Raw genomic sequence first — 23,283 nt, 5'->3', positions numbered from 1 at the left:
CATGAGCACCAGCACCACCGCCTCGGTGTCGACGCACATCCTGGACACCTCCGTAGGCCGGCCCGCCGAGGCCGTAGCCGTCCGCCTCTCCGCCCGCTCCGGGCCGGACGCGGACTGGCAGGCACTCGGCGGTTCGGCCACCGACGCGGACGGGCGGTGCAAGGACCTCCCGGCCCTGCCGGAGGGGACCACCCACGTACGGCTCGACTTCGACACCGAGACGTACTTCGCCAAGAAACAAGCCGCGGCCCAGCAGGACGCCCCCGCGCTCCGGGACAGCGAGAACGGCCGGCCCGTGTTCTTCCCCGAGGTCACCATCGCCTTCGCGGTGGTGCCCGGCGAGCACTACCACGTTCCGCTGCTGCTCAACCCGTTCGGCTACTCCGTTTACCGAGGGAGCTGACCGACACCATGACCCGTTTCGTCCTGGGACAGAACCAGTACGGCAAGGCAGAGAACCGCGTCGTAAAGATCACGCGTGACGGCGACACGCACCACATCAAGGACCTCAACGTCTCCGTCGCCCTGTCCGGCGACATGGAGGAGGTCCACCGCAGCGGTTCCAACGCGAACGTCCTGCCCACCGACACCACCAAGAACACGGTGTACGCCTTCGCCAAGGAGCACGGGATCGAGAGCGCCGAGGACTTCGGCGTCAAGCTCGCCCGCCACTTCGTGGACAACACCTCGTCCATCCACCGGGCCCGCATCCGCATCGAGGAGTACGGCTGGGAGCGGATCGAGACCTCCAAGGGCGGCGCCCGCTTCGTCGGCGCCGACGAGATCGCCCACTCCTTCGTCCGCAAGGGCCAGGAGACCCGCGTCGCGCAGATCACCTACGACGGCCACGGCATCCAGGTGCTGTCCGGGTTCAAGGACCTGACCGTCCTGAACACGACGAACTCCGAGTTCTGGGGCTTCCTGAAGGACAAGTACACCACCCTCCAGGAGGACTACGACCGCATCCTCGCCACCACCGTCTCCACCTGGTGGCGGCACAACTGGGACGGCATCGACTCGCACGCCCCGGACTGGGACCGCTCGTACAACGGGGTGCGCAAGCACGCGCTGCAGGCGTTCGCCGAGACCTACTCGTACTCGCTCCAGCAGACCCTCTTCGAGATGGGTGTGCGGGTGCTGAACTCGCGTGACGAGGTCGAGGAGATCCGCTTCTCGATGCCGAACAAGCACCACTTCCGCTCGGACCTGTCGCCCTTCGGGATCGACAACGAGGCCAAGGACGGCGCCGTGTACTACGCCGCCGACCGCCCCTACGGCCTGATCGAGGCGACCATCCTGCGGGACGGCGCCGAGCAGCTCATCCCGGTCGACATGACCAACCTCTGACGCGGGACGCGTGTCCCCGGCCCCGCACGCCGGGGCCGGGGATGCGCCACACCGGAGGGAACACCATGGCACAGCCTGCAAGGGAGCCGGTGAAAGGCTCCTGTTCCACCCCGCCGGTGCACACCGAGGACGCCGTCACGTCCGTGCACCCGGTGGACGAGAAGCTCCACCTCTCGCGGCTCGTCCCCGCCGCGCTCCAGCACATCGCCGCCATGTACGCAGGCGTTGTCACTCCTCCGCTCATCATCGGCCAGGCCTGCGGACTCGACATCGCGGCCCGCACCCGGCTGATCGCCGCGTCCCTGCTCATCGCGGGCGTCGCGACCATCCTGCAGACCATCGGCGTCAAGGGCTTCGTCGGCAACCGGCTGCCCTTCGTCAACGCCGCCTCCTCCGCGGGCATCGCGCCGATCCTCGCGATCGCCGAGACCAACGACCAGGGCCACCAACTCCCCGCGATCTACGGCGCGGTGATGGTCGCCGGGGTCTTCTGCCTGGCCGTCGGCCCCTTCTTCGGGCGGCTGCTGCGCTTCTTCCCGCCGCTGGTCACCGGCGTCGTCATCACGCTCATCGGCGTCACCCTGATGCCCGTGCCCGTCAGCTGGGCCCAGGGCGGCGACAAGACCGCCCCCGACTTCGGCGCCATGAAGTACCTGGCGCTGGCCGGCTTCACCCTCGCCGTCATCCTGCTGATCCAGCGCTTCGGCAAGGGCTTCGTCAAGCAGGTCGCCCTGCTCTTCGGCCTGCTCGTCGGCACGCTGGTCGCCATCCCCTTCGGCATGGCCGACTTCAGCTCCTTCACCTCGGCGCCGGTCGCCGCGCTGCCCACGCCGTTCGCCTTCGGCGCCCCCGAGTTCCAGCCCGCGGCCATCCTGTCGCTGTGCATCGTGATGCTGGTGCTGATGACCGAGTCCAGCGCCGGCATGCTCGCCCTCGGCGAGATCTGCGACCGCCGCGCGAACGCGAAGACGATCACCCGGGGCCTGCGCACCGACGGCCTCGCCACCCTGATCGGCCCCGTCTTCGGCGGCTTCCCCACCTCCGCCTTCGCCCAGAACGTCGGCGTCGTCTCGCTGACCCGGGTGCGCAGCCGCTACGTCGTGGCCGTCGCCGGCGGCACCCTGCTCGTCCTCGGCGCCTTCCCGGTCCTCGGCGCGGTCGTCTCCCTGGTCCCCATGCCGGTCCTCGGCGGCGCGGGCATCGTGCTGTTCGGCTCGATCGCCGTCAGCGGCATCCGCACCCTGTCCGAGGCGGGCCTGGACGACAGCTCCAACATCATCCTGGTGGCCGTGGCGCTCGGCGCGGGCATCATCCCGCTGGCCGCCCCCACCTTCTACGCCGACTTCCCGGCCTGGGCGCAGACCGTGCTCGGCTCCGGCATCAGCGCCGGCGCGCTCGTCGCGGTCGCACTCAATCTGTTCTTCCACCATCTCGGCACCCGGAGCGGCCGGACCGCCCCGGCACTCAAATCCTCCTAGGGTCCTGCCGTGCCCTCCCCGTGGACACTCTCCCGTTCACGGGCCGCCACTGAAAGACAAGGAAGCACGATGGCACCATCGGCAGCCCAGCGCATCGTCATCGAGAACTGTGCGATCGCGACCGTGGACGCGGGCGACACCGAGTACGCGTCGGGACACCTCGTCCTCGCCGGCAACAGGATCGAGTCGGTCGGCGCGGGCAAGGCCCCCGAGGGCCTGGAGAACGTGGTGCGCCGGATCGACGCGAGCGGCCATCTGGCCACTCCCGGTCTGGTCAACACCCATCACCACTTCTACCAGTGGATCACCCGGGGCCTGGCCACCGACCACAACCTGTTCAACTGGCTGGTCGCGCTGTACCCGACGTGGGCGCGGATCGACGAGCAGATGTGCTACTCGGCCGCGCAGGGTTCGCTCGCCATGATGGCCCGCGGCGGTGTCACCACCGCCATGGACCACCACTACGTGTTCCCGCAGGGCTCCGGCGACCTGTCCGGCGCGATCATCAAGGCCGCCGCCGAGATGGGCGTGCGCTTCACGCTGGCCCGCGGCTCGATGGACCGCAGCGTCAAGGACGGCGGCCTGCCGCCGGACTTCGCGGTGGAGACGCTGGAGGGTGCCCTCTCGGCGACCGAGGACACCGTCAAGAAGCACCACGACGCCTCCTTCGACGCCATGACCCAGGTCGCGGTCGCGCCCTGCTCGCCGTTCTCCGTGTCGACCGAGCTGATGCGCGACGGCGCCGAGCTGGCCCGCCGCCTCGGCGTACGGCTGCACACCCACGGTTCGGAGACCGTGGAGGAGGAGAAGTTCTGCCACGAGCTGTTCGGCATGGGCCCGACCGACTACTTCGAGTCGACGGGCTGGCTCGGCGAGGACGTGTGGATGGCGCACTGCGTCCACATGACCGACTCCGACATCGCCGCGTTCGCCCGCACCAGGACGGGCGTGGCCCACTGCCCGTCGTCCAACGCCCGCCTCGCCGCCGGCATCGCCCGCGTCCCCGACATGCTCAAGGCCGGCGTCCCGGTCGGCCTCGGCGTCGACGGTACGGCGTCCAACGAGTCCGGTGAGCTGCACACCGAGCTGCGCAACGCCCTGCTGATCAACCGCCTCGGCGCGCACCGCGAGGCCGCGCTGAACGCCCGCCAGGCGCTGCGGCTCGGTACCCACGGCGGTGCGCAGGTGCTCGGCCGCGCCGACCAGATCGGCTCGCTGGAGGCGGGCAAGCTGGCCGACGTGGTGCTGTGGAGGATGGACACGCTCGCCCACGCCTCCATCGCCGACCCGGTGACCGCGCTGGTGTTCGGCGCGGCCGCCCCGGTCACCGCCTCCTTCGTCAACGGCCGGCAGATCGTCGAGGACGGCCGCCTGCTGACCGTCGACGAGGACGCCGTCGCCCGCTCCACCCGCGAGGAGGCCCAGCGCCTCGCCCGGATCAGCGCGCAGGGCTGATCCCCTCGCAGGGTCCTCAAGTACTCCGGCCGGGAGGGACGGCTCCCGGCCGGGACCGTGGATCCGAGCGGGATCCACGGAAGCCGTCTCCGGGGCGCGCGCGAACGCGCGCCCCGGAACGGTCACACCGTTCACCGCTCACCAGTGCCACCCCCCGTCAGGTCCCGCACGACCTCGCACCACCTCCTAGAAACCCACGTCGCCCCACGACGTGTTACCCGCCCGGAGGAGCAGCCGTGGCCGCCCAATCCGTAGACGAAAAGCTCGCCACCCACCCGGTGGACGAGAAGCTCCCCGCCCTGAAAATGGCGACCAGCGGCCTGCAGCACGTGGCCGCCATGTATGCCGGAGTCGTCGCCCCGCCCCTGATCGTCGGCGCGGCCGTAGGCCTGTCCGGCACCGACCTGACGTTCCTCACCGGCGCCTGCCTGTTCACCGCGGGCCTCGCGACCTTTCTGCAGACCCTCGGCATCTGGAAGATCGGTGCCCGCCTGCCGTTCGTCAACGGCGTCACCTTCGCCGGCGTCGCCCCGATGACCGCGGTGGTCGCCTCCACCCACGACAAGTCCGACGCCCTGCCGATCATCTTCGGCGCGGTCATCGTCGCCGGTCTGCTCGGCTTCCTCGCCGCCCCCATCTTCTGCAAGGCGATTCGCTTCTTCCCGCCGGTCGTCACCGGCTCCGTGATCACCTTGATCGGCGTCTCCCTGCTGCCCGTCGCCTTCGGCTGGGCCCAGGGGCCCAACCCCAAGGCCGACGACTACGGGTCGACGACCTATCTCACCCTCGCCGGCATCACCCTGCTGATCGTGCTGCTGCTGCGCCGGTTCACCACCGGCTTCGTCAAGCAGATCGCGGTCCTGCTCGGCCTGGTCGCGGGCACGCTCATCGCGATACCGTTCGGCGTCACCGACTTCAGCCCCGTCGGCGAGGCGGACATCGTCGGCTTCCCCACCCCGTTCCACTTCGGCGCCCCGCAGTTCCAGCTCGCCGCGATCCTGTCCCTGTGCGTGGTGATGGTGGTGTCGATGACCGAGTCGACCGCCGACATGCTGGCGCTCGGTGAGATCGTCGAGCGGCCCGCCGACGAGAAGACCATCGCGGCCGGCCTGCGCGCCGACACCCTCGGCTCGGCGATCAGCCCCCTGTTCAACGGCTTCATGTGCAGCGCCTTCGCGCAGAACATCGGCCTGGTGGCGATGACGAGGATCCGCAGCCGCTACGTCGTCGCGACCGGCGGCGGCTTCCTGGTCCTGATGGGCCTGTGCCCGATGGCCGCCTCGCTCATCGCGGTCGTGCCCCGCCCGGTCCTCGGCGGCGCCGGCGTGGTGCTGTTCGGCTCGGTCGCGGCGAGCGGCATCCAGACCCTGGTCCGGGCCGGCCTGGACAAGGACAACAACGTCCTGATCGTGGCCGTCTCCCTGGCCGTCGGCATCATCCCGATCACCGCGCCGGAGTTCTACCACTCCTTCCCCGAGACCGCGAAGATCGTCCTGGACTCGGGCATCTCCACGGGCTGTGTGACGGCCGTGCTGCTCAACCTGATCTTCAACCACATCGGCAAGGGCCGCGAGGCCCAGGACGTCACCCACCCCATGGAGGCCGGGGAGGAGATCGCCGCTGCGCACTGAGAGGGACGCTCAGGACTTAACCGGCCGGGGGAGACGGGTTGTTCACCGTCACCCCCGGCCATTCCATGAGCCGGGCCAGCAACTCCGCCTGCTCGACGGCGTCGTCCAGCGCGTGATGGGTGTGCCGCCGGCGGGGGAGCAGCTCGGGCGGCATCGTCCGCTTGGCGACGGCCCGCAGCGGCACCCGCGCCTTGGCCGCGTACAGCGTCTTCATGTCCAGGCAGCCCGAGTGCCCGAAGGGGCTGCCGCCGGTGAACCGGACCAGATACCAGTACAGGAACGTCCAGTCGTACGGCGCCGGATAGCCGCACATCACCGGCTGCGCGCCCTCGCTCACCTCCCGCACCCAGGCGGCGAACTCGGCGAGCGCGACGGCCGGTTCGGCGCCCTCGGCCGCCAGCCGCTCCCGGTCGAGCCCGCTCACCGCGAGCGCCTCGGGCACGAACTCCGTGCTGATCGGCTTCAGTTCCCGGTAGAAGGTCCGCTCCTCGGGATCGGCGGCCCGGAACCCGTCCGCGTCCTGCACCCCGGCGACCGCCGCGCCCAGGCTGAGCATCGAGTACGGCCCCGGAATCGGCCCGTCGGCCTCGATGTCGACGGAGAGGTACAGGCTGGGTCTGACACGGCGTGCGGACATGGCACCGGAGCATGCCAGCCCCTTGCGGACCCGCGCATCCCGGTTTCGGCCCGGCAGGGCGGGACGGTGGGCGGGGCGGCGCGCTCTGTGCGGACCGGCCGGTTCAGTGCCGTGCGAGCGGGGTGGCGCGTCCTGCCGGGAGCGCGGGATCACCGGGAGGCGTCCGGTGCGGGCCGGCCGCCTCGGTGCGGGCGCAGCACCGCCGCCGCCAGCAGCAGCGCCGTGACCGCGATGCCCGTCGCCACCCGGAAGGCCAGCCGGTACCCCTCCGCGGTGGCCGGGACCAGCTCGGCACCCCGCTGCAGCAGGCCGCCGGTGCGGCTCGCGGCCAGGGTGGACAGGGCGGCGAGCCCCAGCGAACCACCCACCACCTGCGTGGTGCTGAACAGTCCCGACGCGAGTCCCGCGTCCTCCTCGCGCGCCCCGGACATCGCGAGCCCGGTCAGTGCGGGCATGGCCGCGGCGAACCCCACGGACAGCAGCAGCATCGCCGGCAGCACGTCCCGGGCGTACACCCCGTCGGCCGGCGCCCGGCCCAGCAGCGCCGTCCCCGCGGTGATGAGGACGAGCCCGGCCAGCAGCACCCGGTACGGGCCGAACCGTCCCACGACCCGGGCCGACAGCCCCAGCATCAGCAGTCCGATCACCACCGGCGCCGGGAGGAACGCCGTGCCCGTGGCCAGCTCGCCGTAGCCGAGGACCCGCTGCAGGTACAGCGCGCCGATGAACTGGAAGCCGTACATCGTGGCGATCATCAGCACCTGGACGGCGTTCGCCCCGCTCAGCACGCGGGACCGGAACAGGCGCAGCCGCAGCAGCGGACGCGCGGCCCGCGCCTGACGTACAGCGAACCCGGTGAAGAGGGCGACGGCGAGCACCGCCGACGCCACGGTCGCGGTGACGCCGCGGTCCGCGGCGCCGACGATGACGTACACGGTGAGCATGAGCGCGGCCGTGATCAGCGCGGCGCCCGGGTAGTCGGCGCCTGAGCCCAGGCCGGCGCCGCGCTCGGGGGCGAGGACGCGGACGGCGGCCCACCACGCGACCACCCCGATGGGCAGGTTGATCAGGAAGATCCAGTGCCAGCCGGCCGACTGGGTCAGCGCGCCGCCGAGGAACGTGCCGAGCGCCCCGCCGGCCGCCCCGACCGCGCTGAACACCGCGATGGCGCGGGCCTGTTCACGCGGCTCGGGGAAGAGGGACACGAGCATGCCGAGCACCACCGCCGAGGCCATCGCCCCGCCGACGCCCTGCGCGGCCCGCGCCGCGATCAGCATCCCCTGACCGGTGGCGACGCCGCAGACCACGGAGGCGGTGGTGAACACGGCGAGCCCCGTGGTGAACATCCGCTTGCGGCCCACCAGGTCACCCAGCCGCCCGGCCAGCAACAGCAGCCCGCCGAAGGCGATCAGATAGGCGTTGACCACCCAGGCGAGCCCCGGGCCGCTGAAGCCGAGGTCGCGCTGGATGGCGGGCATCGCCACGGTGACGATGTTGCCGTCCAGGATCGTCATGAGGGTGCCCGCGCACAGCACGGCCAGGGACGCCCAGCGCGGGTGCGTCCGCCGCCCGGCCGCGCCGCGCGCCGGTGACTCGGTCAGGGTCGACATGGGAAACGGCCTCCGGGATCCTTCGTTGCCAGGGCATCGGTCGTGCCCTTGGTGCACGACTTGTAACGGAGGTCATCGTGAGTGACCCTGAAGGCCGGCGTAAGGAGGCAGTTCGATGTCCCAGAGGAACACCGGTGTTACCCCGCAGGTCGTGAACGCGCACGCCTGCCCCGTTCGGGAAGTCCTTGACAGGGTCGCCGGGAAGTGGAGCGTGCAGATCCTTGTCGCGGCCGCCCACGGTCCGATCCGGTTCACCGAACTGGAGCGCGGGATCGAGGGCATCAGCCGCCGGATGCTCACGCTCACCCTGCGCCAGCTGGAGCGCGACGGCCTGGTCACCCGGACCGTGCACCCGACGGTGCCGCCGAGGGTGGAGTACGCGCTCACCCCGGTCGCCCGCGAGCTCCACGAGACCCTCCAGCGCCTCACGGACTGGGCCGAGCGCAACCGGCAGTACATCGCCGAGGCCCGCGCCGCATATGACACCGAGCACAACCCGGACCTGGTCGACGCCTAGGGAGCGGGTGCTGCTACAACGGCGCGTTCAGGCCGCCCCCGTCGGGGGTCAGGGCGCTGGCCGGGCCGTCCGTTTCCGTTTCGGTGTCGCCGTCGAAGGCCAGGATGCCGTGCACCACGACCAGGCGGCCGGTGACGTGCTCGCGCCTGTCGAGGGCGTCCAGAAGGGCGTGGCCCGTGCACAGGACCGCCTCGTTGCCCTGGTACGACTGCAGGTTGAGCACGGCCGCCTCGAGGAGGCCGGCTTCCGGGGCGAGCAGGGGGATGCTGCCGTGTCCGCGCAGGGCGGCGATGCCGGCCCGCGCGCACAGCACCGGGATCAGGGCGGATCCGCTCGCGGCCGCGACGGTGTCCGCGTCGGCTTTGCTCAGCTCGGTGATCTGCTCCCGCGCGTGGTCCAGCACCTGGAGCAGGTCGGCCAGTTCGGCGGCGGTGAGGGCGAGGGCGCCGGTGTCGGCGGGTGCGGCTTGTGCGGTCACGTCGGACGACGGTCCGGAACGCGTCGGGGTGCGTCTACGCGGGCCCCGAGCACCCTGGAGGAACGAGGAGAACTTCAGCACGTGGGTGAATCCGGTCTTCCGAACCGACAGTCAGGAGCGGACACCTCGCGTCACGGTGCCGGTACACAGCGTACCGCGCACACTTCGTTCACTTTACAACTACAGCGTCCCCGGGCCCTCGATTTTGCCTTCCCTTGAATCACAGGCCGAACAGGGCGGGGTCCTCGGCCAGTTCCTTGAAGTGGGCCTGCGGGCTCGCCACCAGGCGCCGGGCCTTGAGGTCCAGCAGGCCGCCGACCGCCGTGATCTCGGCGGCGACCGTGCCGTCGGTCTTGCGGATCGTCTGGTGCATGCGGAAGGTCTTGCCGTCGCCCCACTCGAAGGCACACGTCACGTCGACCTCGTCACCGGCGAGCAGCTCGCGCCGGTAGCGGATGGTGGTCTCCAGGGCGACCGGGCCGACGCCGGTCGAGATCAGCCGGGACTGGGTGATCCCGGCCGCCTGCAGCAGCGACCAGCGCGCGTGCTCGGCGTAGTTGAGGTACACGCTCTGGTTCAGGTGCCCCTGCACGTCGGTCTCGTAGCCGCGGACGGTGATCCGCACGGAGAACGGCTCGCTCATCACTTCCCCCTTCGTCTTCGGTGCACTGCCCATCGATCTTGGCACGCCCGTCCGCCGGTGCGAAGCGACTTCCGCACGCCCGGCACGCCCGCCCGTGCGCGGCGACGTCCTCACACCCTGCGCGGGGAGGCGAGCACATAGCGGGCCCTGGTGCGGGGCTCGGTGTACTCGCCGGTCTGCCAGCCCGCCCGTTCCAGCGCGGTCGCGCAGGCGCTCAGGGACCGCGGGTCGTCCGCGTGGACGGCGACGGCCTCCGGCTGGGGTGTGGCCCGGACGCGGTAGCCCTCCCGGCCTCCGCCGGCCGGCCGTATCCCCGCCGCCTCCAGGGCGAGCGCCGCGGCCCGCACCAGGTGCGTGCGCTCCCAGCCGCACGGCCGGTCCACCGACCCGTCCGGGTTGGTCATGCGGCGCAGCTCCAGCAGTCCCTGCCAGGCGCTGTGCACCTCGCGCACCCGCGCCGGTCCGGTGTCCGGCGGCTCCTCCTCGCCGCCCACCCGCGCGGTGAAGACGCCCGTGGCCGGCTCCGCGGGCGCCGGCTCGGGCGGCGCGGTCACCGGGGTCTCGCGTATCCGGTGCCCGGCCGGCGTCAGGAAGTGGTCGTGCGGTGGCCGCGGATGGCGGAAGGCCAGTCCGTGCCGCACCAGTGCCGCGAGCTGCGCCGGCGTGCCGCGCAGCCGTCCGGTGACGGGATCGGCGGCGTCGATGACACGCCGCTGGGCGGCGGTGGGCGGTCGGGTCACGGCGTGTTCCTTCCTGCGCGCGGGCGCCCGCCGCAGGACGCGGACGGCGGCGGGATCTCACCCGCTTCGCAGGCTACGCCGGGGGTCTGACATTCCAGCCCGCGATCACCGGCCGCCCGTGCTCGGTGCCCAGCCGGCACAGCGAACCGGTCGCCAGCTGGAACAGCGCCCCCTGCTCCGCCGGCAGCCCGAGCCGCCGGGCGGTCAGCACCCGCAGGAAGTGCCCGTGGGCGACCAGCAGGACGACACCCTCGGTGTTCGCGAGCGCGGCGTCCACCTTGCCGAGCATGCGGTCGGCGCGCTCGCCGACCTCTTCCGGGCTCTCCCCGGGGCGTTCCGGCGGCCCGGGCGCGACCCCGTCGGTGAACAGGAACCAGCCGGGCCGCTCCCGCTGGATCTGCACGGTGGTGACGCCCTCGTACCCGCCGTAGTCCCACTCCCGCAGGTCGGCGTCCACCCGCGCGTCGTGCACCCCGATCAGCTCGGCCGTCTCCCGGGCCCGCTGCAGCGGGCTGACGAAGGCGGCGCCGATCCGGTGCGACCGGACGAGGGGCGCCAGCCGGCGCGCCTCCTCCCGTCCGTGCTCGGTCAGCGGGACGTCCGTCCACCCGGTGTGCCGGCCGGACCGCGACCACTCGGTCTCACCGTGCCGCACGAGAAAGAGATCACCCACGCCTCACAGGCTACGGGCCCGGCCCTCCCGCCGCGCGAGGTCCGACGCGCCCGGGGCCCCGGGCCGGTCATCCGTTCGGCCCCGCACGCCCCCCGGATGCCCGCCCGTCAGGCCGCCTACTGCCGGTATCCGTCGTCTCCTGCCGGTATCCGTCTACTGCCGGTATCCGCTCAGGAACCGGCCGATCCGCCCGATGGCCGCCTCCAGGTCCTCCGCGTGCGGCAGGGTCAGCACGCGGAAGTGGTCCGGGCGCGGCCAGTTGAAGCCGGTGCCCTGCACCACCTGGATCTTCTCCCGCAGCAGCAGGTCCAGGACGAACTTCTCGTCGTCGTGGATCGGGTGCACCTTCGGGTCAAGGCGCGGGAACGCGTACAGCGCCCCCTTCGGCTTCACGCACGAGACTCCGGGGATCTCGTTCAGTTTCTCCCAGGCCACGTCCCGCTGCTCCCGCAGCCGTCCGCCGGGCGCGGTCAGCTCGTGGATGGACTGCCGGCCGCCGAGCGCGGCCTGGATGGCGTACTGGGCGGGCGCGTTGGCGCACAGGCGCATGGAGGCCAGCATGGTCAGGCCCTCCAGGTAGTCCTTGGCGTGCTGCCGCGGCCCGGTCACGACGAGCCAGCCGGAGCGGAAGCCCGCCACCCGGTACGTCTTGGACAGGCCGCAGAAGGTGAGGACCACCAGGTCGGGGGCGAGCGCGGCGGCCGAGTGGTGCACGGCGTCGTCGTACAGGATCTGGTCGTAGATCTCGTCGGCGAAGACCATCAGGTGGTGCCGGCGCGCGAGGTCGAGGATGCCCTCGACGATCTCCTTGGGGTAGACCGCGCCGGTGGGGTTGTTGGGGTTGATCAGGACGACCGCCTTGGTGCGGTCGGTGATCTTCGCCTCCATGTCGGCCAGGTCCGGGTACCACTCGGCCTGCTCGTCGCACAGGTAGTGGACCGCCTTGCCGCCCGCGAGGGTGGTCACGGCCGTCCACAGCGGGAAGTCCGGGGCGGGGATGAGGATCTCGTCACCGTCCTCGACCAGCGCCTGGACGGCCATGGAGACCAGTTCGCTGACGCCGTTGCCGAGGAACACGTCGTCGACGCCGACCTCCACACCGAGCGTCTGGTAGCGCTGGGCGACCGCGCGGCGGGCGGAGAGGATGCCGCGCGAGTCGGTGTAGCCGTGCGCCTGCGGCAGCATCCGGATCATGTCCTGGAGGATCTCCTCCGGCGCCTCGAAGCCGAAGAGGGCCGGGTTGCCGGTGTTCAGCCGCAGCACGCTGTGCCCGGCCTCCTCCAGCGCGTTGGCGTGCTCGATCACCGGCCCGCGGATCTCGTAACAGACCTCGCTGAGCTTGTTCGACTGCCGGAACTCCATGGGCCCCTCCCGGAACTCGTGATGCTTGGTTTTACCAAGCGGGAGCTTGGAAAGTCCAACAAGACGTCTAGACTGCGTCGCATGTCACCCCGCTCGCGCCGTAGTTACGACCAGTACTGCTCCACCGCCCGCGCCCTCGACCTCGTCGGCGACCGCTGGACCCTGCTGATCGTCCGGGAGCTGCTCGCCGGACCGCGCCGCTACACCGACCTGCACGCCGACCTGCCGGGCGTCAGCACGGACGTGCTCGCCTCACGGCTGAAGGACATGGAGCAGGGCGGCCTCGCCACCCGTCGCCGGCTGCCGCCCCCGGGAGCGGTCTTCGTGTACGAACTGACGGCGCGGGGACGGGACTTGCTGCCCGTGCTGCAGGCCCTCGGCGCGTGGGGCGAGGCCGAGCTCGGGGAGCGGCGGCCCACCGACGCGGTCCGCGCGCACTGGTTCGCGCTGCCGCTGCTGCGCGCGATCGAGGGGCCGGGGCTGCTCGAAGTACGGCTGGAGGAAGGCGTGTTCCATCTGCACGCCGGGGCGGCTCAGGGGCCGGTCTACGGCGACGGTCCCGCACCCGGCGAGCCCGACGCCCGGCTCGTCCTGGACTCCGCGACCGCCACGGCCATCGCCGGCGGACGGCTGCGCCTCGCCGACGCCGTCCGCACCGGCCACGCCGACCTGTCCGGCGACGGCCCCCTCGCCAAGGAACTCCGGGACGGCCCCACCGCGTAGACCACAGGCGCGCCCCTCGCCCGGAACACCGGACACCCCTGACGCGGCCCCGACGGCTCGCCGCGCCGGGGCACCCGAGGCGGCCCGCCGCCCGAGCGCCCAGGGCCGCCCGCTGCGTGGCGTACGCGCCGAGCGCCGAGGGCCCGCTGCGTGGCGTACGCGCCGAGCGCCGAGGGCCCGCTGCGTGGCGTACGCGCCGAACCCCGAGGGCCCGCTGCGTGGCGTACGCACCGAACGCCGAGGGCCCGCCGCCTGGCGTACGCGCCGAACCCCGAGGGCCCGCCGCCTGGCGTACGCGCCGAACCCCGAGAGCCCGCCGCCTGGCGCACGCGCCGAACCCCGAGAGCCCGCCGCCTGGCGCACGCGCCGAACCCCGAGGGCCCGCCGCATGGCCTACGCCCCGAACGCCGAAGGCCCGCCGCGCGGCGTGTGCGGCGGGCCTTCGGTGAGCTGTCAGGCGTTGGGCGGCACGTACGGCGGGCGGCCCCGGCCGCGTGTCAGCGCGTACCCGCCGATGCCCGCGAGCGCGGCCAGCACGCCGCCGATCGCGGTCCACACCCAGCGGTCCGACCACCAGCCGGACGACCAGCCGCCGTCCGGCTCGACACTGGCCAGCACGGCCGCAGCCTTGGAGTCGTCCTTGTCCCGCTGTGCCTTGACGGCGGCACCCGGCACCAGCGGCTCGGCCAGCCGGCCGTCCACGGCCGCCGCGCCGCCGATGTCCTTGGAATCGACGCGCAGTTCGGCGTCCACCGGCTGCCCGAGGTCGGCCGTCTGCACGTCCACCGCCGTCAGCCGGACGTAGTACGTCCCCGGCAGCGGGTCGTCCGCCCACGGCTCCGACCAGGCGCGCACGGTGCGCATCACGCACGCCAGCTCCAGCGAGGCGGTGCCCGCGTCCGCGGTGCGGGTCTGGGCGCCGTACTGGCACGCCTGCCGGCGCCGCAGGCCGTCGTACACGTCGACCTGCCAGGTCTGCCGCAGGTGCGTCTGCGGCAGCTTCACCGTCGCCCTGACGGTGGGCCGCTGCTTCGCGTCCGCGGGGAACGACCAGTACAGGTAGTCACCGGTGGAGGCGCTCGCGGTGGCCGTCTGCCCCTGCTCGACCTCCGTCGCCGTACGGAACGACGTGCCCGCCGAGGCCGGCGCCGAGGTGCCGCCCGACGGGCTCGCGGACGGGGAGGAGTCGGCCGCCGCGGGGGCGGCGGCGAGGCCGAGCGTCAACAGGGCCGCGCCCAGCGCGTGAGTGATCCTCATCAGTTGGTCCTCCACACCGCGACACGCCAGCGCGACAGCCAGCCCCACACCACACCCGCGAGGAAGCCGATCAGCACCAGCAGACCGAGCAGCCACCAGCCGCGGCCGAGCCCGAAGGACGCCACGTCGTCGGCCTGCGAGGGTCCGTCGACCACGTCCACGGTCAGCTCCACCGGCATGCCGGGCGTGGTCTTCACGCCGGGCGCCGCCGAGAAGGAGTTCGTCACCGCCAGGCACACGGTCTCCGCCGGGGCGTTGTCGTCGTCGCTGTCCGCCTTCGGGTAGCGCAGACCCGTCGAGATCACGTCGGTGCGGCCGGTGCCGGCCGCCTCACCGCGCACGATCTCCCGCCCGTGCACCGTGACGGCGCGCAGCAGCACGCCGTAGTCCGGGTGCATCGAGCGGTCCGCGGCCACGCTCACCGAGGCGCGCAGCTCCTGGCCGGGCTTCACGTCCACCCGGTACCAGCGCTGCTGCCCGAACTCCTCGCGGTCGGTGTACAGACCGGAGTTCAGCGTGGGCGCCTTGGCGCAGGAGGCCGCGCCTTCGGTCGCGACCGGCGTGACCACCGGGTCGGCCGCACGGTCCACCAACTGATTGACCTTGTCGGCGAGTTCGTCCGTGTGCTGCACCGAGGTGTAGGTGCCGCCGGTGGCCTCCGCGATGCAGCTGAGCTGCCGCCGCATCTTCACGTTCGGCACCAGGCCGAGCGTGTCGATGGTCAGGCCGATGCCCTTGGCGGCTATCTCGCGGGCCACCTCGCACGGGTCGAGCGGGGCGCAGGTGTCCTCGCCGTCGCTGATCAGCACGATCCGCTTGGAACCGGTGCCGCCGTCGAGGTCGCCGGCCGCCTTGAGCAGGGCCGGCCCGATCGGCGTCCAGCCGGTCGGGTTGAGCGTGGCCACCGCGGTCTTGGCCTCGGTGCGGTCGAGCGGGCCGACCTTGTACAGCTGCGCGGTGTCCTTGCAGCCGGTCTGCCGGTCGTCGCCCGGGTACGTGGCGCCCAGGGTGCGGATGCCGAGCTGGACCTCCTCGGGCGTGGCGTCCAGCACCTCGTTGAACGCCTGCTTGGCCGCCGACATCCGCGACTGGCCGTCGATGTCCCGCGTCCGCATCGACCCGCTGACGTCGATCACGAGGTCGACCTTCGGTGCGCTTGCGGTGGTCTCGTCGGCGACCGCCCCGGCCGGGAACGCGAGCCCGGCCGCGAGCGCGGCGAGCAGGGCGCCGAGGCCCGCCGCCAGCCGTTGTCTTCTGATCATCGGCGGATCTTATTGATCAGCGGGCCCCGGCTTCAAAACGGGTCTCACCGCAACGGGTTGGGCAGCACCGTCCACTGGTCCCCCGGCACGTCCGGCGACAGCCGCATCAGCGTCAACGCCTTGACGGGCAAGGGTTCCTGACGCAGCGCCACCAGGTCGGGTGTGCTAGGTAGTTGAGGCACCGCCGCCTCCAGTGCCGCCCGCAGCGCGGCCGTGCCGCCCGCGGTGGCCGCCAGCGCCCCCGCCACCAGGGAGCCGAACAGCTTGCGCCGCAGCGCCGTCACGTCGTCGGTGAGGATCCGCCCCGCGAGATCGCCGGGGAGCGCGATGCCGTGCCGGGCCAGCCGGGCCGGGCTGACCCGGATGTCGGCCAGGTCCCGGTAGACCAGCCGCCGCGGCTCGCCCGCCGGGCCCAGCACCACCAGCAGGTTCTGCCCGTGCGCCTCCAGAGCCGCGCCCAGCTCCAGCAGCCGCAGCCCCACGGTCAGGGCCAGCCGGGCGAACGCGGCGAGCCAGGCCGGGGAGTGCGGGCCGGTGAGCGCCGCCACCGGCACGACACTCTCCCCGGGCCCCGCGTACACCTCCGGCGCCTCGCGCAGCAGGGCCGCCAGGTCGGGGGAGTGGGCCGTGGCCGCGCCCAGCGTGCGCGTGATGTGCAGCAGCCCGTCCGTGCGCTCCGCCAGCGTCTCGCCGAACGCCGACAGCGACGCCGCCATGCGTACCGAGCCCACCGAGATGTCCCGCACCGACGACGTCAGCCGGGCGCTCAGCGCGGTCTTCACATGCGGCCCGCCGGGCAGCGCGAGCGTGCGCAACGCCATCAGCGGATGAGCGGCGAGCGTCCCCTCACCCGACCGCTTGAGCACATGCGCCGCCTGCCACGGATGCACCGGCAGCATCACCCGCCCCTCCTCCCGCAGCCACCCCGGCCAGTCACCGGCCACCAGGCAGTCCTCCGCCGCCACCGGCAGCAGCCCCAGCTCCACCACCGGCCGGTGCTCCGGCGCGTACGCCAGCTGCTCCGCCACCGAGAAACCGGGCCGGGCACGGCAGCACGGGTGGTAGGGGTGCCCGTCCACGACCCGCTGCTCCCACTCCCAGCCGTGCACGGGCGGTCCCGGCGGCCACCCGTCCTCCTGCCCGGCCCGGGACAGCGCGAGCGAGGCGACGCTGTGGCCGAGCTCGGCCGCGAACCCCGCCGCGTGCGGTACCGCCAGGTCCGTCATCAGCCGCTCGGGCCGCTCGTACGCCACCCCGTCGAGGTGTACGGCGGTGACGTAGCCGCCGGTGGCGTACGCGTCCGGCACGGGGCCGTGCAGCCGGCGGCCGTCGGCCAGGCGCAGGGTGAGCCCGTCGCCGTACTCCTCGCGGCGGGTGATCCACGGCAGCGGCTCATGGCCGAAGGCCCGCCACAAGCGGGTGAGGACGGCGGCACGCGCGCCGGGCAGCGCCGCCCGGTACCCCGGCAGCAGTCCGGGACGCTCGGCGGCGAGTTCTGCGGCGACCTCCGCCTCGGCGGTGGGGGGTCGGTGCACGGGCGGGCTCCTCGGGTACGCGGACGGCGTCACGGCGGGCCGTGACGGCAGGGATACTGATCGTCTCCGAACGACAGGACCGTAGGGAACGAGTGGATCGCGTGGACCTCCTGACTCCCACCATCGGCGATCCCGCGCCGCGCGACGACCTCGCCGCCCGGGCCGACGCCCACGCGGCCGCGCCGCTGCTGAACTGCCTGCTGCGCGAGGCCGCCCACCCGGCGGGCACCCGTGACGGCCGGCCCGTGCACCGGCTGGCCGCCTCCGGCCGGCTGCTGCGGGCGCGCGGCGCTCGCCGCCCCACCCACCCCGAGGTCCAGGACGACGGCGGCGCCTGGCGGCCGCTGGACCACGCCGGGCTGGTCGCCCTCGTCGCCGACGAGCTGCGCCGGCACACCGGGCTCGCCAACCCCGGGCTGGTCGCCGAGATGACCGACAGCCGGGACGTGGTCGCCGCCCTGCTCGCCGCCCGCGCCCACGCCAGCGCGCCCGCCGACCCGTACCTGCGCTCCGAACAGTCCCTGATCACCGGCCACCCCCACCACCCGGCCCCCAAGGCGCGCGGCGGCGGCCCGCCGGCCGGCTGGCTGCCGTACGCCCCCGAGGCGCACGCCCGCTTCCCGCTGGCGCTGCTCGGGGTGCGCGCCGACACCGTCGTGGAGGAGGGGGACACCAGCGCCCTCGACGCGCTCGGCGAGGCCCCGCCCGGCTACCGGCTGCTGCCCGCCCACCCCTGGCAGCTGCGGCTGGCCGCGCCCGCCCTCGCGGACGCCTTCGCCGACGGACGGCTGATCCGGCTCGGCGCCACCGCCTTCCAGGCGTGGCCGACGGCGGCGATCCGCACCCTGTACGCGCCCGGGGAGGACCTGTTCCTCAAGTTCAGCCTCGACGTGCGGATCACCAACGACATCCGCCGGCTGTGGGAGCACGACCTGCGCCGGCTGCGCCGTACCGACAAGGCCGCCGGGCACGCCTTCGCCGCGCTCCGCGGACCCGCGGCCTGGCTGAGCGACCGCGGCTACCGCACCACCTCGTTCGCCTTCGAGGAGCTGGCCGTCGTGGTCCGCGACGGTCTGCGCGGCGCCCTGCTGCCCGGCGCGACCCCGCTGCTCGCCGCCGCCCTGGTGGAGGGCTTCGACGGCAGTCCGCTCGCCGCCGCGGCCGATCCGGCGGCCTGGTGGGAGGCGTATCTGCGCGCCGTCGTCCCGCCCGCCCTCGCCGCCTACGCCGACCACGGGGTCGTCCTGGAGGCACACCTGCAGAACACCCTGGTCGCGGTCGACGCCGCCGGAATGCCCGTGCAGGCCCTCTTCCGGGACGCCGAGGGCGTCAAGCTGCTGCCGGACGTGACCCCGCGGGCCGGCTGGGAGCGGCTGGTGTACTGCCTGGTCGTCAACCACCTCGGCGAGGTCGCCGCCGCCCTGGCCGAGCGCCACCCCGGGCTCGACCCCTGGCCGGCGGCCCGCCGCGAGCTGGGCCGTCACGGGCTGCCCGAGGCGGCCGCGCTGCTCGCCTCGCCGACCCTGCCCGGCAAGACCAACCTGCTGCTGCGCTGGACCGGCGCCGACGGTGCCGCCGCCCGCTACCTGCCGCTGCCCAACCCGCTGGCCGCCGGCTGAGATCACCTTCGCCGGAGCGACGTCGCAATCCGGCCACCGGCGGTATCCGGCCACCACCGCGCCCGGACCGGACGCCGTGCCGTCGGCCCCGTCGGCGCGGGCGGGTGCCAGTCCTGCGTCCGGGGAGCCGGGACGGCGGCCGCAGGGGCGCGCGGCATCACCAACTCCCTCTCATGGCAGGGGATTCCACCGGTTCACCACCCGTGCGGGAGGGCCCTGCGTGCGCCCGGGGGCGGCGCGCGGGGTGGGCAGAGGGGGCGCAGACCGTCGCGCGGGGGGTGGTCAACTTCGCTTGACTCCATCCCTGGTTCGGGCTCATGGCAGATGCCTCTGGCTTAAGGCGCTGTGCTGGAGCAAACAATCATCTCGACAGCCCCCCACCGACAAGGAGGCGGCCCCATGCGCCGTACTCGTACCGTCCTGCTGGCCGCGGCGGGCGCGCTGCTCGCGGCGAGCGCGGGCACCGTCACCGCCCGCGCGGCGGAGCCCGGAGACGTCGTGGTGTTCTCCACCGAACTCGCGCCGCTGACCGTCTACCACGACCCGAGCGGCTGCCAGAAGCTTCCGCCCGACGCGCATGTACTGACCAACCAGACCGACCGGCCGGTCGTCATCTACGGGGACCCGTTCTGCCTGACCCCCGGCCTCACCGTGCAGCCCGGATACGGCTCGCACGTGGCGCCCGGCAGCGGCAGCTTCTCCGCTTGACCACCCTCCGCGGTCCGTTGCCCCAATTCGGCAGCGGGCGGTGCGCGGGAGAGTAATTCCACGGAATTCATGAGCGGTTGCCGCGCGCCCCACGAGACGGAAAAGTCGAAATCCCGGAAGCCACACGCCTTCAGGTGTGAGGTCCATTTCGTCTTGCCGCCGGAATGCGCGCTGTTTCCGCACGGCCGTGGCAAGGCCGTGGGCCGCGCGGCCGCCGTCCTCTGATTCCTTTTCCCCGCCGGCCTTTCCACCGGCCCCTCGAACTCCGCGCAGCGGCACCGCCCTGCGTGGTCGCGGCCCTGCCCAGGTGCCGCAGTCCGTCACACGATCCGGGACGACCCCGGGGCAAGGAGACACACATGAGCACCGCTGTCGCCAACGACCGTCTGGTGAAGCGATTCGAGAAGTGGGACACCGACGGCAACGGTGTCCTGGAGGCGAGCGACTTCCAGGGTGAGGCCGCCCGCATCGCCCAGAACCTGGGCAAGAGCGCCGACTCGCCGGAGGTGCAGCAGCTCCACCGGGCCTTCCAGGGGCTGTTCGACTACCTGGCGGACAAGGCGGGCGTCGGCTCCGGGGGCGCCATCACCCGGGACCAGTTCCTCGACGCCACCGGGAACATGCTGTTCGGCGAGGGCGAGGCGAGCTTCGACCAGGCCCTCGGCCCCGTCGTGAAGGCGCTCATCCAGCTGTGCGACGACAACCACGACGGGGAGATCGACGCCCGCGAGTTCCAGGCCTGGCTGACCGCCGTCGGCGTCCCCGCCTCCCAGGCCGGGCAGATGTTCGGCAAGGTGGACCTCAACGGCGACGGGCGGCTGTCCGAGGACGAACTGCTCCAGGTCGTCCGCGACTTCCACTTCGGCCGGCTGGAGGTCGAGCTGCTCGGCTGACCCGGCGGCCCCGGCCGACCCGGCGGACCGGCACGCGTGACCCGGGCGCTCGGCCGCCCGGGTCACCGGGGCCGTTTGCCCGGGACCCACGGCCACCGGATGGCGCGGCCCGCGAGGGCGGCACCATCCGGGGCGCGGTGTCTCAGGAGCCGCCGGGTGCGGGGGTTCCGGGCGTGGCGGGGCCGGTGACCGGCTCGCCGGGCCGCCCCTGGACGAAGACCACCGGGGTTTCCGGCTGCAGGCCGAGGTCCCGGCCGCTGACCGGGCCCGGCGTGTGGATCAGGATGTTGTAGTGGTTCGGCAGATGGCAGGCGTCGAAGCCGAGCACCGTGCCCACCGTCGTCTGCCCGATCCGCACCAGGTCCCCCCGGTCGATCACCCCGCCGCACGCCAGCTCGGCGAAGCCCAGGAAGCCCACCCGGTCGATCCGGGCGCCGGGGCGCGGGTCCCATTGGTCGGTGGTGACCAGCTCGTGCACCTCGCCCCGGCGGACACAGCGCGCCGCGTGCTCCTCCAGCCGCATGCCCCGGTCGGTCCGGCGATGCACCAGGACCTTGACCAGCGCCCCGCGCACCTCGCGCTTCGAGCCGTCCTCCGACGGGTTCACCGGTCCACCTCCGCCGCACTCGGCTGGGCCGCCGGACGGGCGATCGCCTCGGCCGCCGGACGGGCGATCGTCCCGGACGCGGGCCGGGCACAGCGGTAGGCCGCCTCCACCAGCTCCAGCGCGGCCAGACCCCCATGGGCCCCCGGGCCGGCCGGGACGCGGCCCCGCACCAGCGCGGCGAACTCGGTGAGCACGGCCTCGTACTCGTGCCACAGCGACGCCTTGAAGCCGCTGTGCCCGGCGAGCATGTCCGCGCGCAGCACCTCCCCGCCTGCCAGCTCCACCTCCAGGTCCTTGCACTCGCCCGGATACGACCAGTCCAGCTCCACCGACGCGGTCGCCGCGCCGCCGCGCAGCCCGATCACGGCCTGGCGGTCCACGCCGTGGCCGTCGCGCCGGATCGCGCAGCCGGTGACGGTGAGGTCGCCGAGCAGCAGCCGCACCAGGTCCAGCGCGTTGGGCCCGTTGTCGGCCACGCAGCCGCCGCCGCAGCGGGCCGGGTCCAGGTACCAGTCCTCGCCGCCCAGGTGCTCCTCGATGCGCTCCAGGTACCGCACCCGCACGGACACGATCTCCCGGCCCGCCGTACGGCGGGCCAGGGTCCGGACGGCGGCGTTGTAGCGGCGGTGGAACGCCGTCATCAGCGGGACGTCCGCGCGCCGCGCCAGGTCCACCAGGACCCGGCCCTCGGCCGCGGTCAGGGCCAGGGGCTTCTCCACGCACACCGGGACGCCGGCGGCCAGCGCGTCCCGGCACAGCGGCAGATGCACGTCGTTGGGCACGGACACCACCAGGGCGTCCGGCCGCGCCCGGTACAGCAGCGCGCGGTGGTCGCGGAAGCGCGCGACGGGGCCGGGAACCCGCTCCAGCGCCTCGGCGCGGGCGTCGCACACGGCGGTCAGCTCCCACCCGGGCAGCCGCCGCGCCGCGGCCAGGTAGTACGGCGAGATCGCGCCGAGCCCGACGACGGCGAGCCGCAGCGGCCGGGTCACCGGTCGCCGCCCAGCAGGCCCAGCGCGGTCAGCTCCGCGTGCAGGTGGGGCGGCAGCGGGATGCCGTGAAGCCGGCGTTCGGCGGCGCGCTCCGCCTCCCACCAGCCCGGATAGCGCACCGGTTCCCCGCCGGGCACCGGCGGGCAGGCCACGAGCGTGCCGAACAGGGACCGGGTGGTGGCGGCCAGGTCGGCGCCGGGACGCAGCACCTCGGGGGCGATCGCGAGGAGGAGGAAGCCGATGTCGTCGTCGCTGCCGTGCGGCCGGCCGTCCCCGTCCAGGGCGTCCGGCGCCGGTCCCACGGCCGCGCCGGACACCACGGCCGCCAGCAGTTCCACGGCGATGCCGAGCCCGTACCCCTTGTGCACACCGGTCTCGGCGGTGCCGCCCAGCCAGCGCAGGAAGGCCTCACCGCGGTCGAAGGCGTGCGGATCGGTCACCGGGGCGCCCGCCGCGTCCTCCAGCCAGCCGGCCGGCACCGGAAGGCCCCGCCGGGCGGCGACGCGGACCCGTCCGGTCGGGGCGACGGTGGTGCTCATGTCGAGCAGGAACGGGTGCGCGTCGAGCGCGGGCGCGGCGACGCTGAGCGGGTTGGTGCCGAGCATCGCCACCGCGCCGCCCGGCGGCCGGGCGATGCGCTGCCCGCCGCAGTTGCTCGCGACCACGCCGATCATCCCGGCCCGCGCGGCGCGCAGGGCGTGGAAGCCGGCGCACCCGAAGTGGGTGGCCCCGCGCACCGACACCAGGCCGATGCCGTGCCGGGCCGCCCGGGCCACGGCGTCGTCCATGGCCTCGGCCGCGGCCCACAGGCCCAGGGCGCGGCGGGCGTCGACGACCGCGCAGGCCCCCAGGTCGGTCAGGGTGCGCGGCTCGGCGCGCGGATCGCAGCGCCCCGACTCCAGCAGCGGCAGGTAGAGCCGGGTCAGGTTGAACACGCCGTGCGAGTCCTGGCCGGTCAGGTCGCCGTGGCAGAGCGCCTCGGCGGCGAGCCGGGCCCGCGCGGCCGGGATGCCGTGTCCGGCGAACAGGCCGGTCAGCGCGTCGCGCAGCTCCTCGTGGCCGACGAGGACGGGGGTGTGGTCGGGTGCGACGGGGCGGGCGGGGGGTGCGGTCATC

At 73.5% G+C, this 23,283-nt stretch carries 23 protein-coding genes; 10 read left to right on the top strand and 13 right to left on the bottom strand.

Translation table 11 applies throughout. The annotated features are described in order from the left end of the window. Position 1: 1 nt before the first annotated feature. From uraH to ACF1AL_RS15520, 5 genes are all read left to right on the top strand, one after another. On the top strand, positions 2-403 hold the full coding sequence (uraH, locus tag ACF1AL_RS15540) for a hydroxyisourate hydrolase (RefSeq protein WP_391826140.1): 402 nt from the start codon (positions 2-4) through the stop codon (positions 401-403). 8 nt (positions 404-411) lie between these two features. Continuing rightward, on the top strand, positions 412-1,347 hold the full coding sequence (gene pucL, locus ACF1AL_RS15535; RefSeq protein WP_391658021.1) for a factor-independent urate hydroxylase: 936 nt from the start codon (positions 412-414) through the stop codon (positions 1,345-1,347). A gap of 65 nt (positions 1,348-1,412) precedes the next feature. Continuing rightward, positions 1,413-2,825 carry a nucleobase:cation symporter-2 family protein gene (locus ACF1AL_RS15530; RefSeq protein ID WP_391826139.1) on the top strand — a complete coding sequence of 471 codons (1,413 nt, stop codon included), beginning with the start codon at positions 1,413-1,415 and terminating at the stop codon, positions 2,823-2,825. 69 nt (positions 2,826-2,894) lie between these two features. Next, a complete protein-coding gene (locus ACF1AL_RS15525; protein ID WP_384213682.1) occupies positions 2,895-4,280 on the top strand; it encodes an 8-oxoguanine deaminase in 1,386 nt (461 codons plus the stop codon). 305 nt (positions 4,281-4,585) lie between these two features. Then, positions 4,586-5,911, top strand: coding sequence for a nucleobase:cation symporter-2 family protein (locus ACF1AL_RS15520; RefSeq protein WP_384213723.1), 1,326 nt, complete (start codon positions 4,586-4,588; stop codon positions 5,909-5,911). 16 nt (positions 5,912-5,927) lie between these two features. Here ACF1AL_RS15520 and ACF1AL_RS15515 read toward each other — a convergent pair whose 3' ends face one another. Both ACF1AL_RS15515 and ACF1AL_RS15510 read right to left on the bottom strand, forming a co-directional pair. Next, on the bottom strand, positions 5,928-6,548 hold the full coding sequence (locus ACF1AL_RS15515; protein WP_391826138.1) for an exonuclease: 621 nt from the start codon (positions 6,546-6,548) through the stop codon (positions 5,928-5,930). 149 nt (positions 6,549-6,697) lie between these two features. Beyond that, the gene (locus ACF1AL_RS15510; RefSeq protein ID WP_391826137.1) at positions 6,698-8,158 is read right to left on the bottom strand and encodes an MFS transporter; all 1,461 of its coding nucleotides are present in this window, start codon (positions 8,156-8,158) and stop codon (positions 6,698-6,700) included. 115 nt (positions 8,159-8,273) lie between these two features. Here ACF1AL_RS15510 and ACF1AL_RS15505 point away from each other — a divergent pair, with 115 nt between their 5' ends. After that, positions 8,274-8,675, top strand: a complete 402-nt coding sequence (locus ACF1AL_RS15505; protein ID WP_384213673.1) for a winged helix-turn-helix transcriptional regulator — start codon at positions 8,274-8,276, stop codon at positions 8,673-8,675. Positions 8,676-8,688: 13 nt separating this feature from the next. On the opposite strand, the gene ACF1AL_RS15500 is transcribed toward ACF1AL_RS15505, so the two are convergent. The 5 genes from ACF1AL_RS15500 to ACF1AL_RS15480 form a co-directional block, all read right to left on the bottom strand. Continuing rightward, on the bottom strand, positions 8,689-9,153 hold the full coding sequence (locus ACF1AL_RS15500; RefSeq protein ID WP_391826136.1) for a hypothetical protein: 465 nt from the start codon (positions 9,151-9,153) through the stop codon (positions 8,689-8,691). A 220-nt stretch (positions 9,154-9,373) separates the two neighbouring features. Beyond that, positions 9,374-9,796 carry an acyl-CoA thioesterase gene (locus ACF1AL_RS15495; protein ID WP_391658027.1) on the bottom strand — a complete coding sequence of 141 codons (423 nt, stop codon included), beginning with the start codon at positions 9,794-9,796 and terminating at the stop codon, positions 9,374-9,376. A gap of 110 nt (positions 9,797-9,906) precedes the next feature. Then, a complete protein-coding gene (locus tag ACF1AL_RS15490; RefSeq protein WP_391779730.1) occupies positions 9,907-10,536 on the bottom strand; it encodes a hypothetical protein in 630 nt (209 codons plus the stop codon). Between the two features lie 73 nt (positions 10,537-10,609). After that, positions 10,610-11,209 (bottom strand): histidine phosphatase family protein, encoded by a 600-nt coding sequence (locus ACF1AL_RS15485; RefSeq protein WP_391779731.1) that lies wholly within the window; start codon positions 11,207-11,209, stop codon positions 10,610-10,612. A 153-nt stretch (positions 11,210-11,362) separates the two neighbouring features. Then, entirely contained in the window at positions 11,363-12,571 is a 1,209-nt protein-coding gene (locus ACF1AL_RS15480; protein WP_384213658.1) for a pyridoxal phosphate-dependent aminotransferase, read from the bottom strand. 81 nt (positions 12,572-12,652) lie between these two features. On the opposite strand from ACF1AL_RS15480, the gene ACF1AL_RS15475 reads away from it, so the two are divergent. Continuing rightward, positions 12,653-13,294 carry a winged helix-turn-helix transcriptional regulator gene (locus ACF1AL_RS15475; RefSeq protein WP_391701842.1) on the top strand — a complete coding sequence of 214 codons (642 nt, stop codon included), beginning with the start codon at positions 12,653-12,655 and terminating at the stop codon, positions 13,292-13,294. 453 nt (positions 13,295-13,747) lie between these two features. Here ACF1AL_RS15475 and ACF1AL_RS15470 read toward each other — a convergent pair whose 3' ends face one another. From ACF1AL_RS15470 to ACF1AL_RS15460, 3 genes are read right to left on the bottom strand one after another with little or no spacing between them, the layout of a single operon-like run. Beyond that, a complete protein-coding gene (locus ACF1AL_RS15470) occupies positions 13,748-14,551 on the bottom strand; it encodes a hypothetical protein (RefSeq protein ID WP_391826135.1) in 804 nt (267 codons plus the stop codon). Further along, the gene (locus tag ACF1AL_RS15465) at positions 14,551-15,813 is read right to left on the bottom strand and encodes a VWA domain-containing protein (RefSeq protein WP_366838172.1); all 1,263 of its coding nucleotides are present in this window, start codon (positions 15,811-15,813) and stop codon (positions 14,551-14,553) included. Before ACF1AL_RS15465 ends, ACF1AL_RS15470 begins: the two co-directional genes overlap by 1 nt. Before the next feature lie 44 nt (positions 15,814-15,857). Beyond that, positions 15,858-17,348: an IucA/IucC family protein gene (locus ACF1AL_RS15460; protein ID WP_391826134.1), complete on the bottom strand. Its 1,491-nt coding sequence runs from the start codon at positions 17,346-17,348 to the stop codon at positions 15,858-15,860. A 92-nt stretch (positions 17,349-17,440) separates the two neighbouring features. Between ACF1AL_RS15460 and ACF1AL_RS15455 the strand changes: the two genes are divergently transcribed. From ACF1AL_RS15455 to ACF1AL_RS15445, 3 genes are all read left to right on the top strand, one after another. Then, positions 17,441-18,967 (top strand): IucA/IucC family protein, encoded by a 1,527-nt coding sequence (locus ACF1AL_RS15455; RefSeq protein WP_391826133.1) that lies wholly within the window; start codon positions 17,441-17,443, stop codon positions 18,965-18,967. 399 nt (positions 18,968-19,366) lie between these two features. Next, complete coding sequence (locus tag ACF1AL_RS15450) at positions 19,367-19,675, top strand: hypothetical protein (RefSeq protein ID WP_391701857.1); 309 nt, start codon at positions 19,367-19,369, stop codon at positions 19,673-19,675. A 359-nt stretch (positions 19,676-20,034) separates the two neighbouring features. Next, positions 20,035-20,568, top strand: coding sequence for an EF-hand domain-containing protein (locus ACF1AL_RS15445; RefSeq protein WP_391658033.1), 534 nt, complete (start codon positions 20,035-20,037; stop codon positions 20,566-20,568). A 142-nt stretch (positions 20,569-20,710) separates the two neighbouring features. Here ACF1AL_RS15445 and ACF1AL_RS15440 read toward each other — a convergent pair whose 3' ends face one another. Genes ACF1AL_RS15440 through ACF1AL_RS15430 form a run of 3 tightly spaced genes read right to left on the bottom strand, consistent with a single transcriptional unit; the run spans position 20,711 to position 23,282 of the window. Next, complete coding sequence (locus ACF1AL_RS15440; protein ID WP_391779736.1) at positions 20,711-21,175, bottom strand: DUF6917 domain-containing protein; 465 nt, start codon at positions 21,173-21,175, stop codon at positions 20,711-20,713. Next, positions 21,172-22,167: a Gfo/Idh/MocA family protein gene (locus ACF1AL_RS15435; protein WP_391826132.1), complete on the bottom strand. Its 996-nt coding sequence runs from the start codon at positions 22,165-22,167 to the stop codon at positions 21,172-21,174. Before ACF1AL_RS15435 ends, ACF1AL_RS15440 begins: the two co-directional genes overlap by 4 nt. After that, positions 22,164-23,282, bottom strand: coding sequence for an Ldh family oxidoreductase (locus ACF1AL_RS15430; RefSeq protein WP_391701866.1), 1,119 nt, complete (start codon positions 23,280-23,282; stop codon positions 22,164-22,166). The genes ACF1AL_RS15435 and ACF1AL_RS15430 overlap by 4 nt, the downstream gene beginning before the upstream one ends. Between the last annotated feature and the right edge of the window lies 1 nt (position 23,283).

Origin of the sequence: Streptomyces sp. NPDC014801 (assembly GCF_043082085.1) — a bacterium.
Classification (GTDB): domain Bacteria; phylum Actinomycetota; class Actinomycetes; order Streptomycetales; family Streptomycetaceae; genus Streptomyces.
This window is presented reverse-complemented; position numbering and strand designations above follow the sequence as displayed.

What these genes read in the sequence shown, in the direction of transcription:
- ACF1AL_RS15510 (WP_391826137.1), bottom strand. Translation starts at nt 8,158, where the DNA reads ATGTCGACCCTGACCGAGTCACCGGCGCGCGGCGCGGCCGGGCGGCGG.
- ACF1AL_RS15475 (WP_391701842.1), top strand. Translation starts at nt 12,653, where the DNA reads ATGTCACCCCGCTCGCGCCGTAGTTACGACCAGTACTGCTCCACCGCC.
- ACF1AL_RS15520 (WP_384213723.1), top strand. Translation starts at nt 4,586, where the DNA reads ATGGCGACCAGCGGCCTGCAGCACGTGGCCGCCATGTATGCCGGAGTC.
- uraH (WP_391826140.1), top strand. Translation starts at nt 2, where the DNA reads ATGAGCACCAGCACCACCGCCTCGGTGTCGACGCACATCCTGGACACC.
- ACF1AL_RS15505 (WP_384213673.1), top strand. Translation starts at nt 8,274, where the DNA reads ATGTCCCAGAGGAACACCGGTGTTACCCCGCAGGTCGTGAACGCGCAC.
- ACF1AL_RS15450 (WP_391701857.1), top strand. Translation starts at nt 19,367, where the DNA reads ATGCGCCGTACTCGTACCGTCCTGCTGGCCGCGGCGGGCGCGCTGCTC.
- ACF1AL_RS15430 (WP_391701866.1), bottom strand. Translation starts at nt 23,282, where the DNA reads ATGACCGCACCCCCCGCCCGCCCCGTCGCACCCGACCACACCCCCGTC.
- ACF1AL_RS15495 (WP_391658027.1), bottom strand. Translation starts at nt 9,796, where the DNA reads ATGAGCGAGCCGTTCTCCGTGCGGATCACCGTCCGCGGCTACGAGACC.
- ACF1AL_RS15530 (WP_391826139.1), top strand. Translation starts at nt 1,413, where the DNA reads ATGGCACAGCCTGCAAGGGAGCCGGTGAAAGGCTCCTGTTCCACCCCG.
- ACF1AL_RS15515 (WP_391826138.1), bottom strand. Translation starts at nt 6,548, where the DNA reads ATGTCCGCACGCCGTGTCAGACCCAGCCTGTACCTCTCCGTCGACATC.
- ACF1AL_RS15445 (WP_391658033.1), top strand. Translation starts at nt 20,035, where the DNA reads ATGAGCACCGCTGTCGCCAACGACCGTCTGGTGAAGCGATTCGAGAAG.
- ACF1AL_RS15470 (WP_391826135.1), bottom strand. Translation starts at nt 14,551, where the DNA reads ATGAGGATCACTCACGCGCTGGGCGCGGCCCTGTTGACGCTCGGCCTC.
- pucL (WP_391658021.1), top strand. Translation starts at nt 412, where the DNA reads ATGACCCGTTTCGTCCTGGGACAGAACCAGTACGGCAAGGCAGAGAAC.
- ACF1AL_RS15465 (WP_366838172.1), bottom strand. Translation starts at nt 15,813, where the DNA reads ATGATCAGAAGACAACGGCTGGCGGCGGGCCTCGGCGCCCTGCTCGCC.
- ACF1AL_RS15480 (WP_384213658.1), bottom strand. Translation starts at nt 12,571, where the DNA reads ATGGAGTTCCGGCAGTCGAACAAGCTCAGCGAGGTCTGTTACGAGATC.
- ACF1AL_RS15525 (WP_384213682.1), top strand. Translation starts at nt 2,895, where the DNA reads ATGGCACCATCGGCAGCCCAGCGCATCGTCATCGAGAACTGTGCGATC.